The sequence below is a fragment of the Caballeronia sp. M23-90 genome, assembly GCF_053574605.1.
The window spans coordinates 1-13312 of record NZ_JBSIPA010000148.1 but is presented as its reverse complement, the minus strand read 5'-3'; the positions used below and the strand labels follow the sequence as shown (position 1 = coordinate 13312).

Here is a 13312-nt window from a genome sequence, read left to right as displayed (position 1 = left end):
GGCCGCGCTGCCGTGCCGGACCACGCCGAGCGATACGCCCGCGCAGCGGAATTCACGAGCGTCGTCAAGGCGCTCTGGGATAGCTGGGAGGCGGGCGCGATCGTCGGCAACAAGGCGACCGGATTGTTCGCAGACACGGATCGGGTGCATTCATTGGAGCATCAGGGCACGCACTTTTCCGTGCAAGGCCCGCTTAACGTTCCGCGATCGCCGCAAGGGCATCCGGTGCTGGTGCAGGCGGGCGCATCGGGCGATGGCCGCGATCTCGCGGCGCGTCACGCAGAAGCGGTGTTCTCGGCATCGCAATCATTCGATGAGTCGCTGGGTTATGCGCGAGACCTCAAGACGCGTGCGGCTGCTTATGGTCGCGGCCCCGATGCGGTGAAGGTGCTCGCGGGCCTGACCACGATCATAGGTGCGACCGAGGCGGAAGCGCTGCGCCGCCGCGATCAACTCGTGGACCTGATCCCGTGGAGTTATAGCCTGACGCGCCTGGCCGGTACGCTCGGAATCACACCCGACCGCCTGAAACTGGATGAAAAGCTGCCGGACAATCTGACGTTGCCGGGTCAGGGCAATGGCAACCATACATTCTTCCACGCCACGCTCGCGCAAGGGCGGCAGCATGGTTACACGGTCCGTGAGCTTATTCGCGCGCTTGCGGGAGGCGGCGGGCATCGTGTGATAGTGGGTACGCCTGAGCAAATAGCCGACGACATCGAGCGCTGGTTCAAAGCCGGCGCCGCCGATGGTTTCAACCTGATGCCCGATACCTTGCCGGGCGGCCTGCAGGATTTCGTCGATGGCGTGATTCCGATTCTCCAGCGGCGCGGCGTCTTCAGACGTGAATATGAAGGCACCACGTTGCGCGACCATCTCGGTCTCGCAGTTCCGGAGAATCGATACACGGCTGAACGAGCCGCGGTCCTCGCGGTCTGAAACGGAGTTACAACAACTCGCGTTCGAGCGCAAACGACGGTATCTCCGCCGGCGTGCGCTCCTCCACACGCCGCAGCGCGGGCGTTGCGGACATCAGCAGCCGTGTGTACGGATGCTCAGGCGCGGCGAATACCCGCTCGGCATCACCCTCCTCCACGATGCGTCCGTCCTTGAACACCAGTACGCGGTCGCTGAGATGGCGCACCACATCGAGGTCGTGGGAAATGAACAGCAGCGCCGTATTCAGGCGCGCCTGCAGCTCGGCGAGTAAATCGAGGACTTGGGCTTGCACATAGACATCGAGCGCAGACACCGGTTCATCGCAAACGATCAACGCGGGTTCAGGCGCGAGCGCACGCGCGATGGCTACGCGTTGCCGCTGGCCGCCGGATAACGACGATGGACGCCGCGCAAGGAAAGCCGCATCCAGTCCAACCTGTTCGAGCAACTCGACACTGCGCGCAAGCAGCGAAGGTTTTGGCAATGCCTTCGACCATAGCGCTTCTTCGAGCAACTGCTGCACGCTATGACGCGGGTCGAATGAGCTGAGCGGGTCTTGCGGAATGTATTGAAGCCGTGGTCGTAGCTCGCGACGCATGCGTTCGGAAACGCCAGGACCATTCCAGCGTGTACCTAGAAATTCTACGTTGCCGGCATCCGGCGCGATCAACCCCAGGACGATGTTCGCGCAAGTACTCTTGCCCGAACCCGACTCCCCCACGATCCCGACCACCTCGCCGCCATGCACGGCGAACGAAACGTCCTGCAGCGCAGTGAAGACTTCGCCGCGATGCTTGCCGCGACGTGAATACTGTTTGCCGATGGCATCGACACGCAGCACCGCTTGTTCCGAAAGTGCGCGTCTTGGCGGCAATGGTTCGCGGATGATCAAAGGCGCCGAGTGTGGTTCATCGGACACGATCCGCGCCGAACTCAACCGATGCCCCCGCGATTGCGCAGAAGGCTGTGCCGCGAGCAACTGGCGCGTGTAGGGATGCGAGGGATTGTTGAGAACGCTTTGTGTCGTGCCGCTATCGACGACTTCGCCGTCGTGCATCACGAGCACACGATCTGCAATACCCGCAACCACCGCCAGATCATGACTGATGAGCAACACGCCCACGCCTTGTGCAAGACGCTGGGCAAGCACGGCGAGCACTTGGGCCTGCACGGTGACATCGAGCGCAGTGGTGGGTTCGTCGGCGATCACGAGCGCCGGGCCGGCCGCAATCGCCGATGCAATCAGCGCACGTTGCCGCAAGCCGCCCGACAACTCGTGCGTGTATTGCGTCGCACGATGTTCGGCATCGGGAATGCCGACGTCACCCATGACCGCATGAACGCGCGTGCGCCGCTCGCCCCGCGAACGCACGAGCCGATGATGCGCCAGCACCTCGCCAATCTCCGCGCCGACCGTGCGCAGCGGATCGAGCGACACGAGCGCGTCCTGCATCACGAGTCCCGCAAACGTGCCGCGCAAGCTGCGCCATTCACGGTCGGTGAAGCGCAAGGCGGGACGGCCGTCGATATCGAATTGACGTGCATCGATCAAAGCCTGCGCGCCGGCCAGACCGATCAAACTGCGCGCGGTCAGGCTCTTGCCCGAACCGGACTCGCCCACGAGCGCGACGCATTCACCCGCACGAATGGAAAGATCGACGCCGTGCACGAGCGGCCGGCCGCCGTTAGCGCCTGGGAAACTCACGCTGAGGCCGCGTATATCGACGAGCGTTTTTGCCGTGGTGATCATCGCGTGCGTACCTCGTATTTCCGTTGCAGGAACTTGCCGATAACAGAAAACGCCAAGACGGTCAGCGTAATCGCCATCCCGGGGAACACGCTCGGCCACCACGCCACGCGCAGCACGTCGCGTCCTTCGGCAAGCATCACGCCCCATTCAGGTGTGGGCGGTTGCGGGCCGAGACCCAGAAAGCTCAGCGCCGATACCGCGATGATCGCGCTGCCTATATCGATGGTCGCGATCACCGGCACGACGACCAGCACGTTGGGCAGCACATGGCGCAGGAACACGCGGCTGCGCGACAAGCCGTAACTGACTGCATGCGTGACATAATCGGCACGGCGCACCACGAGTGTCTGGCTGCGCAGCACGCGGCCGAACTTCGGAATGCCGGCAATGCCCACCGCAATCGCGATATTCACGATCCCCTGCCCGAGAAACGTCACCACGAACAGTGACAGCAACACTGGCGGAAACGCGGAGAGGACATCGAAAATGCGTGAGGCGGATTCATCGGCGAGGCGTTTTCCCAGGCCTGCGGTCATGCCGATCGCGAGTCCGATGACAAGCGCCACAATCATGCTGGCGAGACCGATCAGCAGTGAATAACGTGCGCCGTAGATCACCCGTGCGAAGACATCGCGGCCGATGCGATCCGTGCCGAACCAGTGCTCCGCGCTCGGTGGCTTCAGCGTCTGGGCGATATCGCTCACGAGCGGATCGTAATGCGTGACGAGCGGCGGGTAAGCTATCGCCGCCCCAAGGACGAGCAGGAAAGCTGCGGCAAGCACCACGCCGGGGGGTACTCCCCTCAACAGACTATGTCGAGGGTGAGCCAAGGGACGGTAATTGATCTCGCTCATTCGCTGCGCAACCGTGGATCGATGAAAAGATAAGCGACGTCGAGCAGCGTCGAGATCACGACGTGCACGAAGGCCGCGAGCAACACCACCGCGAGCACGACCGGTACATCCTGCGACGTCACCGCGTTCAGCGTCACGCTGCCGATGCCCGGCCGTCCGAACATCTTCTCCGTGATGACCGCGCCGCCCAGCAAGCTGCCGATAAGCCATCCACCCAGCGTCACGACCGGCAGCAGCGCGTGCCGCAGCACATGGCGAAAGCGCAACGCAAGTTCGCCAAGGCCACGCGAACGAACGGTGACCACGAAGGGTTTCTCAAGCGCGGCCTCAAGCGCCTCCCGCATGACTTGCGACAGGATCCCTGCAGTGGGCAGCGCCAGCGTCACGGCGGGCAATACGAGCGAACGCCAGCCATTCGCGCCCGAGACCGGGAAGAGCCGCAATTGAAAGGAGAACGCGATCAGCAACAGCATGCCGAGCCAGAAGACGGGCGTGGACGTGAAGGTAAGTTCGAGTACCGATGCGATGCGGCTGCCCCACGCACCATGAGACGTTGTCGTTCCTGCGGTCAGCGTCGCGATCAGGATCGCCAATACGACGGCGAGCAAACCCGCCGAACCTGCAAGTTGCGCCGTAGGAAGAAGCTGGCTTTGCAGCACGGCCGCAACAGGCTGCTGCATCACGAACGATGTGCCGAGATTCGCATGCCCGAGACGCAACAGGAATTGCCCGTACTGCCAGGGCAGACTGCGATCCAGTCCCCATTGCGCCGCGATGGTCTCGCGCAAACCGGGATATGCAAGATCTCCCGCGAGCACATCCTCAATGCGTCCCGGCAACGCGTGAATCGCAATGAACGCAGCGGTTGCAGCAAGCCATAACACCAGCACGCCCGTGCCCAGCCGCGTGGCAATCTTCGCAAGCATCTCAGCCTCCTTGCTTTTCAACCCAGACATCGTAGGAACTTGCGGGACCATCGAGTTGCGGTTCGAAACCAATTCCGTGCACGTTCGATTTCGCGGCGAGGTGATACGCCGGCGCAAACAGCGGGACGATAAACGCCTGATCCACCGCGCGCGCCTGGATCTTCGCGAGCAACTGGCGCCGCTCGTCGCCTACGGGCAGGAGACGCGCACGATTGATATCGCCCGTGATGGTCGCATCCGGATTCTTGATCGCGTTGTAGAGAAAGCCCTGGTCGCCGAGCATGTCCCACAATTCCATCGCGACGTCAGACGGGTTGTCCGTGTTCGGATAGATGGTCCAGTTGCCGGTCGCCTTCTGGTTGGCGAAGTCGCCTGCCGTGGTGATCTTCAAGCCAAGGTCGAGCCCGAGGTTCTGGCGCAGCGCCGATTGCACGGCGCGAATCAGCACATCGCGGCTGTCGCGCACATAAGGCTGCGGATAGCCCACTTCAATGGAAAGACGCTTGCCGTTTTGCGTGCGGAATCCTTCGCTATCACGCTGGGTCCAGCCGGCTTCGTCGAGCAACTTGTTTGCGTCAGCGATCTTGTTGCCCCAAGAACCTTTGAGGCTTGCGTCATAGTCCGCGTTGTCCGGTCCGATGTTCGAGTACGCACGCCGCACGGTGCCAAGATAAACGCTCTTTACGATGCCATCTAGATCGAAGCCGTCACGCAGCGCGCGGCGCACGCGAACGTCGCTGGCGGGTGCGACCGTGTAGTTGATGTTGAGCGTGAACGACGTCGTTGCCGATGGCCCCGTCAGATACTGGAAGCCATCGACTTTATCGAATACGCCGATGTCTGTTGGCTGCACGCCTTCGATCAGGTCGACTTGCCCGGAACTTAGTGCGCCGGTACGTACAGCCGCTTCCGGCAGGAACCGGTACGTCACGCGGTCGAGATATGCAGGCCCTTGATGCTGCGCGTTTCCGGGTGCCCATCGGTAATCCGGATTGCGTTCGAACACGGCCGACTGACCGCGCTGGTAAGACTTGAATACAAACGGCCCCGTCCCCACGATGCCCGGACCGCCGCCACACAGATCCTTGTTCTCGGCCAATGCCTTCGGAGAGATGAAGCCGAGCTTCACGCTCGACAACGATTCGAGCGTCGTGGAATCGGCCTGCTTCATGACAAGCTTTACTACCGTCGGCGACACGACCTCTGCGTGATCGAAGTGGACCAGCAACGACGCCGATGCCGACGTCGTGCTCACATTAGCGAGGATGTAATCGAAATTTGCCTTCACCGCAGCCGCGTTGAACGGCGTTCCATCGGTGAATTTGACGTCATCGCGGAGATTGAAGGTATAGCTCTTGCCATCGTCGGCGACGCTCCACGACTTCGCGAGCCACGGCAAGTAGGTGCCGTCGGTCTTTTTGCTGATCAGCGAATCGATGAAATTGCGGATCACCCAGAACGCATTTTGCTGCGATGAACGATGCGGATCAAAGCACGCAGGTTCGGTCGTGACGCCCCATGTGATCGCGCCGCCCGAGACGGGCTTGGCGGAGGCTTGCGATGAAGGCGCGGCGGATTCGGATTTGCTGCAACCACTCAGCACGATTGAAAGGCCAAGGGTCGTCGCGCCGGCAAGCGCGATAAGTCGTGCATTCATCTAACGGAATTCCTGTCTGGGATCGGGCAAGGAGGCGCAGTAGCGGCCCGGCTGGTAACCGGGTCTCACATGCTAGGGCGCACAACGCGCGTGGCAAACGTAGGAATTTTTCTATGGATATCAAACGTGCACGCATATGGATGCGCGTTTGAATGGGAACCGTGCTTCCGGGAACGCGGGGCTCATGCGGCCTTGCTGTATATTGCCGCTGAGACAGCCAGCAAGATCGGATCGCTGCAAATCCTCCTCAACCAGACCAGCCATAAGGAAAATCCATGCGCCTTTTGCTCGCATTAATCTTGCCTTGGTTTCAGTTCTTCACCATTGGGCGCCCGATCGCCGGGATCATCTGCCTGATACTTCAGATTACGATAATCGGCTGGATACCCGCCGCGATCTGGTCGGTCTACGCGTTGAGCCAGTACAAGACCGACAGGAAAATCGAACGCGCAGTAACCGGACGATAAACACGTCAAGAGCAGGCGTGAGGTTTTAGACGTCGAGTTTCCTTTGGTCAAGTCAATCCCGGTCGGGCGCGCCAAGCGGAAAGAACGCTCGATAAGGCCGCGCTTCATCCACCGCGCGTGCAAACGACGGCCGCGCCAAAAGCCGCTTGCGGTACGCAACGACATTCTCAAACGATGACGCAATTCGATGCGTCCAGTCCGCGTAAAACAGGAACGGCGCCGCCCCGCAATCGGCCAGGCTGAACTGGTCACCCGCGGCCCACGTGCGGGACGCCATGGTTTTATCGAGCCATGCGTACGCCGTTTCGAGCATGGCACGGGCATCGGCTACACCGTGCGGGTCGCGATCGCCCTCGGACCGCATGCAGTCGAACACAATTTTTTGCTGGGGCGTGGCGATGTAGTTATCGAAGAAGCGGTCCATGAAGCGGACGTCGAGCGCGGCACGCGGATCGGACGGCAGCAATTGCACAGGCCCCTGATAGTGCAGTGCAAGATGCTCGATGATGATTGTCGATTCGGCAATCGTACGGTCGTCGTCGACAAGCACCGGAAAACGTTTCAACGGCCAGCGCGCGGCGAGTTCGGCCATCGGTTGCGGGTCATCGTTCGACAATTGCCGATACTCAAACGGCGTGCCGTTCTCGTAGAGCGCGGTCAAGACCTTCTGGCAGTACGACGAAAAGGGATGGGCGTAGAGCTGCAATGACATCGTCGATCACCTCGGCGTAAAAAGTAAAAGGAGTGAAAGCAGGCGTAATGACGCCTGCTTGATCCTACGACGATCGGCGGGAGGGGAAATCGACATGGAACAAAAAGCTTCAAGATCCAGCGATCCGGACGCCAAACGCGCGCAACCACTAAAATCCATGTAAGCGACGATTTTCTTGAGGCGGGCATTTGAGCGGGCAGCAACGCGGTTTCATTCTGACGCGGCATTGGCGTGACACGCCCGATGGCACCGACGTCGATTTCTGGCTGGCGACGGACGATGGTCCCCGCCACCTTCGCCTGCGTCCTCAAGAGTCGGTGGCGTTCATTCCGGCGGCGCACCGCGAGCGCGCAGAATCCGTCATGCAGCGTGAAAAACGCGCGGAGTTGCGGCCGCTTGAACTGGTTGATTTCAGTCACCGGCCGGTGCTCGGGCTTTATACCGCGCAATATCGGCAACTGACAGCGCTCGAACGGCGCCTGAAGCAAGGCGGCGTGGACGTTTATGAAGCCGATGTTTTTCCGCCCGACCGGTACATGATGGAGCGTTTCATTACGGCGCCAGTTGTCTTCAACGGCGACCGCCAAGGCGAGGGTTTGCCTTTCGATCCGCTCATCAATGCGGAACTGAAACCTGCGACGGGTTATCGGCCGAATTTAAAACTAGTGTCGCTCGATATAGAAACCAGTGCGCGTTCGGAGCTTTATTCGATCGCGCTAGAGGGCTGCGGCGAGCGTCAGGTGTACATGCTCGGACCGCCCAATGGCGATGCCAGTGGCGTCGACTTCAAGCTCGAATACTGCGAGACACGCGGGCAGCTTATCGAGAAACTCAACGAGTGGCTCGAGCGCTTTGATCCTGATGCGATCATCGGCTGGAACGTGATCCAGTTCGACCTGCGTGTGTTGCAGGAACATTCGGAACGCTACAACGTGCCGCTGCGGCTGGGTCGCGGCGGCAGCGTCATGGAATGGCGGCAACACGGTCTCAAGCAGAACCACTTCTTCGCGGGCGCGGCGGGCCGGTTGCTGATCGATGGCATCGAGGCGCTGCGATCCGCGACCTGGAGCTTTCCGTCGTTCAGCCTCGAATACGTTGCGCAAACCATGCTCGGCGAAGGCAAGGCGATCGACAACCCGTATCAGCGGATGGACGAAATCCAGCGTCGCTTCGATGAAGACAAACCCGCCCTCGCCCGCTACAACCTCAAGGATTGCGAACTCGTCACGCGCATTTTCGCCGCGACCGAACTGCTTGCGTTCCTGCTCGAACGTGCATCGGTGACGGGGTTGCCCGCTGATCGAAACGGCGGTTCAGTTGCAGCGTTCACGCATTTGTATATGCCGCGGATGCATCGGCAAGGATTCGTTGCCCCCAATCTCGGCGATGTCGCCGGCGCTGCAAGTCCCGGCGGTTTCGTGATGAACTCGCGCCCGGGACTCTACGATTCGGTGCTGGTGCTCGACTACAAGAGTCTGTATCCATCGATCATTCGCACGTTTTTGATCGACCCGGCAGGTCTTGTCGATGGCATGCGTCATCCCGATGACGAACAGTCCGTACCCGGTTTTCTCGGCGCGCGTTTTTCGCGCACGCGCCACAGCTTGCCGGCTATCGTGGGTCAGGTGTGGAAGGGACGCGACGAAGCCAAGCGCGAAAACAACAAGCCGTTGTCGCAAGCGCTGAAGATCATCATGAACGCGTTTTACGGCGTGCTTGGTTCTACCGGATGCCGTTTCTTCGACCCCCGGCTGGCTTCGTCGATCACCCTGCGCGGCCACGAAATCATGCGCCGCACGCGCGAGTTGATCGAAGCGGAAGGTTACGAAGTGATTTACGGCGACACGGATTCCACTTTCGTGTGGCTACGGCATGCGCACAGCGAGGACGAAGCGGCGCGCATCGGGCGCACGCTCGTCGATCGCGTCAACGCATGGTGGCGGGAAGACGTGCGCGAGAGGTTTGCACTCGAGAGCGCGCTGGAACTGCAGTTCGAGCGGCACTATCGGCGATTTTTCATGCCGACGATCCGCGGCGCGGAGGAAGGCAGCAAGAAGCGCTACGCAGGCTTGAGCCTTTTGCCCGATGGCAGCGAAGAGATCGTCTACAAAGGACTCGAAACCGTTCGCAGCGACTGGACCCCGCTTGCGCAGCAATTCCAGCGCGAACTTTATTCGCGCATTTTCAAACGCGAGCCGTATGAAGACTACGTGCGTGATTATGTGCGCCGCACTTTGAGCGGCGAACTCGATGAGTTGCTGATCTATAGAAAGCGGTTGCGTCGGCCGCTCGATGCCTATGAGCGAAACGTGCCGCCGCATGTCCGTGCAGCGCGTATAGCCGATGAATTCAATCGTGAGCATGGGCGTCCGCTGCAATATCAGCGTGGCGGCTGGATCAGTTACCTGATGACGAGCACCGGGCCGGAGCCCCTTGAGACCTGGCGGTCGGGGATTGACTACGACCATTATCTGACGCGGCAGCTTCAGCCGATCGCCGATGCCATCCTGCCGCTTTTACAGAGTGATTTTCAAACGCTGATTTCGGGGCAGCATGAGTTGTTTTAGATCAAGCTGTGCCGCAGCTTCGGCCGGCGCTCATTCATTTAGCGTGAAAACTTAAGACCTGGGTTCAGTCGCCGGAATCTTCCGTGCGCGACCGGAGGGATGGGGCAGGGTCCGTCCCAATTGCGGGCGGGCCGACTGCGGATGAAATCTTAGTCGACTGAAATCGTCGAGGAAACGGATTATCGGTTGCCCAGCGACCTCAAGACGCCCGTTGATCTGGCTCGCGGCGCTGCTGTTCACCTGATTGACAATGACGCGCGCAGACTGACCGGGACCGAAGTTCGGATTGCCGTTGATCATGCCCGCCTGCTGCGTCTGCACGATGGTCGGCGAGTTGTTCAGGATGGCGCCGTTCTTCTGAACATCGAACTGGCCGTAGGTATTCATCGAGACACCGGCGCCTGATGGCCGGTTGATGTTGACCTGTGGCAGTCCGTTTTGCGTGGCGATGACGCCGGGTGCGTTAGCACCACCCGGAACGATTTGCGCGTTCGACCACGAGGGGAGCACGCCAAGTAACACAAGAGCAGCAAACGCGATCTGTCGCAGCGTGAAATTCGCACTATATGATTCCCCGCTGCGTACCGAACTCTGTCCCGCTGCCTTGCCCGTTGCCGTGGCGGTTTCCTCGACGGCAACCAGCATGTTTCTCAGCCGGCTGAAGACCAGCCGGTAGTTGTTTTTATTCATCCGGTCGCTTTGTATCGCTTATTTTTAACGACCGACAACATAACGCCAGGTGAACCATCCGAGTTAAAACTTGCTATCAGCCGGAGCTGAAAACAACGGTTTCATGGAAATCGGATTCTTCTTATAGAGAGTTTCCGATCTTAGAGACCGATGAAATCCGCCATTGCAACCTTTGCCCTAAATGACAAAGGCAACAACCAGCGATGGATGTAATAGGTGATGGCTAACTTGTTATGTCGAAGATGGGAGATTGCGAGTGATGTCCAGTCTGCCGACTGGAAAGGCAGCACCCATTCTCGCTTGTGTGCGCACGCCGCCAAAGAGATGCATCCGAAACGTGACAACGAACTGGCAAAAAACACACCCGAATCAAATCAGAAACCCTTGTTTCAGAAATATCTGATACCGCATCTGATCGGCAGCGTGGACGATTCGCGCTCCACACAACCGACAGGCGTGAAAGCGAACTGCTTTCCGCCTGGATAACAACAGGGAATCAGATGAAAAACCATACAGACAATTTGTACACGTGCCTATCGTCGTTCCGGCCCGCACTTATCAGACGCCTTACTGCCGCGGCGCTCGCCCTTCCTCCCCTTGCCATCGCCTTAGCCAGTGACGTCTGCGCGCAAACGATGCCTGCGGACTGGCCATCAACCGCAACGATCCCATACAACCTGGGCGGTACGGTCAACGGCGTCTACACCGACCGGAACGGCAAAAGTTATGACGGCACAGGCTATATCGTGGTCGACATTGACGGTGCATTTCGCATCGATAATCCTGTTTTCAAGGATTCCCTGGGCAGAAGCAAAATAGCCGGCGAGGTCTGCATAGGACAACGAACGGGAACTGATTGGCTTAGTCTGTGCAAACTTCAGAGCTGGGTCGGCCGGCCGCTACCGGGCGATCCTTCAGCGGGCTATTACGTGGCTTCCCAGTCCGGCGCGTCCCTCCCGTCGGACGCACCGGACAATTCATGCCGCGACACGGCCAATTCTGACTCCCCGCAGTACTGCCATTACTACCACGGCGCAGCCACCGCCGGAATCATGGTTGGTCAGCCTACGGTTCGTTGGGATGATGCCAATACGAAGCTGATGTACTCGGGCGTCGCCCCGGGGGGAAGTGTCATCACGGTCAAGATCGGTGGCGGCACTGGAACTGACGGTCCGCAAGGCTGGCCCATCAACTCGGTTGTGGACGCGCTCAATTACGTCAACAGCACACTGCTTACGCGGGCCGATATCGGTTCGAAAATTGTCGCGGTGAATATTTCCGCATCCGGAAAGTCAATAGCCGGATCTCTTCCGTGTGCGACCGGAGGCGACGGGGCAAGGATCGACGCAGTTGCGGGCGTGCTGCGTGCGAAAGGAATCGCAGTCGTGATGTCGGCGGGCAACGACAGCGTCAATGGAACCGGGACCTGGACATGCGGGAACAACATCATTCCCGTGGGCGCTGCCGGCATCCGGTCAGTCACGACCCCAACCAGTTATACAAACCTTTCGCAGAAGGTCAGTCTCTTTGCTCCCGTCGGCACCGGCGACCGGGCCAGTGGCGACTTCGTGCTCGCACCCTGGGCTGGCCACGGATCGTACTACGTTTGGGGAACGTCGTTTGCGTCGCCGCAAGTGGCGGCGGCGTTTGCCGTGCTGCGTCAGAAATTCGGCACCGCTCCTTCCGTGGATTCGCTGGTCCGGTTGATGCAAACGACGGGCACGCCGCTTGACGGCGACCGGGCCGGACTCGCTGCACCGGGTGCCTCCGTGCTGGATATCAGGGCGGCGTTGAACGGAACTCCGGGCTGAACGAGTCCTGGTCGGGTAATGATGGGACGGCCAAGTTCAGCGCAGGAAGCAAGCCGTCCCGATGGATCGCCCCAGTGGGCGATGGATTGAACCTGTTTGACACAGCCACCTCCACCATTGCCGTGACCGACGCATAGCCCATTGATCCACTCACGCAACTTATCCCCAGTTTTTGTTGGCAAGGCTGTGGACAACTCACGTGAACGTCGGCCAAGACCTTGATTTGGTTGAAACTCGGCACTCTGCCTTTTTTGCGCTGCACGCAACGAGCAACGGCTTTCAAATACCCGTTGCAGCGGCTACGCCATCAATTCCTACGCGGTCGCGCGCTTTTCGCAAACAGCACTTCAAGATCCTGTTCAATCCACGCCAACGTCACTTCGCCAACCATTCCACCAGCAAAGGTTCCGCGTCGTACATCTCGTCCGATAACAACGTTTTGACCGCCTCCTCGACCATGCATTCCGGATCATCGTCAGCGAGACCGACCGCAAAAACCAACTGCTCACCAGCCGCGCGATACCATCAAATGCCATCATCTTTTCCGGCGCCTTCGCAAGTACCCAGCCGCCGCCGTGCCTTTTTGGATCGCCCGTAGCCGTTCTTCCGCAGATTGCCATTGGACAAAAAAACTCAACCACGAAGAGCCACTGATTTCGACCATCCGCCACATATCGACGGCACCGTCCCCGCCGACGTGTAAACTAGCGAACTTTTTGACTCTGGCGAAATGGTGCAAGCTCCTCAGCGCACAGCTCTCAGCGGCCCGGCGCTCATTCGCTTACTTGCGCGCCTGACGGACGTCGAATTTACCGAATCCAGGCAATCGCTTTCGGACCGGCTGAGCCAGTGGCTCCACTGGACTGATGCGATCGCTTTATCTACGGCGCTGGGCGGCAAGCCGCCTCCGGGCGTTGCCAGCGCGCAAACCTCGGGCAA

The 13312-nt window shown here is 59.9% G+C and carries 10 protein-coding genes and 1 pseudogene; 5 read left to right on the top strand and 6 right to left on the bottom strand.

Annotation, left to right across the window (positions count from 1 at the left end; genetic code table 11):
* A partial coding sequence (locus tag ACRXB1_RS16345) for an NtaA/DmoA family FMN-dependent monooxygenase (RefSeq protein ID WP_449492565.1) occupies nt 1-939 on the top strand: 939 nt, incomplete at its 5' end.
* A gap of 7 nt (nt 940-946) precedes the next feature.
* Here ACRXB1_RS16345 and ACRXB1_RS16340 read toward each other — a convergent pair.
* From ACRXB1_RS16340 to ACRXB1_RS16325, 4 genes are read right to left on the bottom strand one after another with little or no spacing between them, the layout of a single operon-like run.
* Nucleotides 947-2689 carry a dipeptide ABC transporter ATP-binding protein gene (locus ACRXB1_RS16340; RefSeq protein WP_449492564.1) on the bottom strand — a complete coding sequence of 581 codons (1743 nt, stop codon included), beginning with the start codon at nt 2687-2689 and terminating at the stop codon, nt 947-949.
* On the bottom strand, nt 2686-3495 hold the full coding sequence (locus ACRXB1_RS16335) for an ABC transporter permease (protein ID WP_375508009.1): 810 nt from the start codon (nt 3493-3495) through the stop codon (nt 2686-2688). Before ACRXB1_RS16335 ends, ACRXB1_RS16340 begins: the two co-directional genes overlap by 4 nt.
* Before the next feature lie 44 nt (nt 3496-3539).
* Nucleotides 3540-4469, bottom strand: coding sequence for an ABC transporter permease (locus ACRXB1_RS16330; RefSeq protein WP_449492563.1), 930 nt, complete (start codon nt 4467-4469; stop codon nt 3540-3542).
* Nucleotide 4470: 1 nt separating this feature from the next.
* Entirely contained in the window at nt 4471-6126 is a 1656-nt protein-coding gene (locus tag ACRXB1_RS16325) for an ABC transporter substrate-binding protein (protein ID WP_449492562.1), read from the bottom strand.
* Nucleotides 6127-6401: 275 nt separating this feature from the next.
* On the opposite strand from ACRXB1_RS16325, the gene ACRXB1_RS16320 reads away from it, so the two are divergent.
* On the top strand, nt 6402-6593 hold the full coding sequence (locus ACRXB1_RS16320) for a YqaE/Pmp3 family membrane protein (protein ID WP_062001051.1): 192 nt from the start codon (nt 6402-6404) through the stop codon (nt 6591-6593).
* 52 nt (nt 6594-6645) lie between these two features.
* Here the strand turns inward: ACRXB1_RS16320 and ACRXB1_RS16315 are convergent, their stop codons facing one another.
* Entirely contained in the window at nt 6646-7305 is a 660-nt protein-coding gene (locus ACRXB1_RS16315) for a glutathione S-transferase family protein (RefSeq protein WP_075360223.1), read from the bottom strand.
* Nucleotides 7306-7493: 188 nt separating this feature from the next.
* On the opposite strand from ACRXB1_RS16315, the gene ACRXB1_RS16310 reads away from it, so the two are divergent.
* Complete coding sequence (locus ACRXB1_RS16310; RefSeq protein ID WP_449492561.1) at nt 7494-9872, top strand: DNA polymerase II; 2379 nt, start codon at nt 7494-7496, stop codon at nt 9870-9872.
* A 186-nt stretch (nt 9873-10058) separates the two neighbouring features.
* Here the strand turns inward: ACRXB1_RS16310 and ACRXB1_RS16305 are convergent.
* Nucleotides 10059-10562 (bottom strand): annotated as a pseudogene (locus tag ACRXB1_RS16305) (two-partner secretion domain-containing protein); the annotation flags it as partial.
* Nucleotides 10563-11197: 635 nt separating this feature from the next.
* On the opposite strand from ACRXB1_RS16305, the gene ACRXB1_RS16300 reads away from it, so the two are divergent.
* Together ACRXB1_RS16300 and ACRXB1_RS16295 are read left to right on the top strand one after the other, a co-directional pair.
* Nucleotides 11198-12373, top strand: coding sequence for a S8 family serine peptidase (locus tag ACRXB1_RS16300; protein ID WP_449492560.1), 1176 nt, complete (start codon nt 11198-11200; stop codon nt 12371-12373).
* Between the two features lie 730 nt (nt 12374-13103).
* The coding region (locus tag ACRXB1_RS16295) for a DUF3348 family protein (protein ID WP_449492559.1) at nt 13104-13312 on the top strand (209 nt) is incomplete at its 3' end.

Excerpts from the sequence above, each read along its gene's own strand:
- ACRXB1_RS16340 (WP_449492564.1), bottom strand. The coding sequence starts at position 2,689 with ATGATCACCACGGCAAAAACGCTCGTCGATATACGCGGCCTCAGCGTG.
- ACRXB1_RS16315 (WP_075360223.1), bottom strand. The coding sequence starts at position 7,305 with ATGTCATTGCAGCTCTACGCCCATCCCTTTTCGTCGTACTGCCAGAAG.
- ACRXB1_RS16300 (WP_449492560.1), top strand. The coding sequence starts at position 11,198 with ATGCCTGCGGACTGGCCATCAACCGCAACGATCCCATACAACCTGGGC.
- ACRXB1_RS16325 (WP_449492562.1), bottom strand. The coding sequence starts at position 6,126 with ATGAATGCACGACTTATCGCGCTTGCCGGCGCGACGACCCTTGGCCTT.
- ACRXB1_RS16320 (WP_062001051.1), top strand. The coding sequence starts at position 6,402 with ATGCGCCTTTTGCTCGCATTAATCTTGCCTTGGTTTCAGTTCTTCACC.
- ACRXB1_RS16330 (WP_449492563.1), bottom strand. The coding sequence starts at position 4,469 with ATGCTTGCGAAGATTGCCACGCGGCTGGGCACGGGCGTGCTGGTGTTA.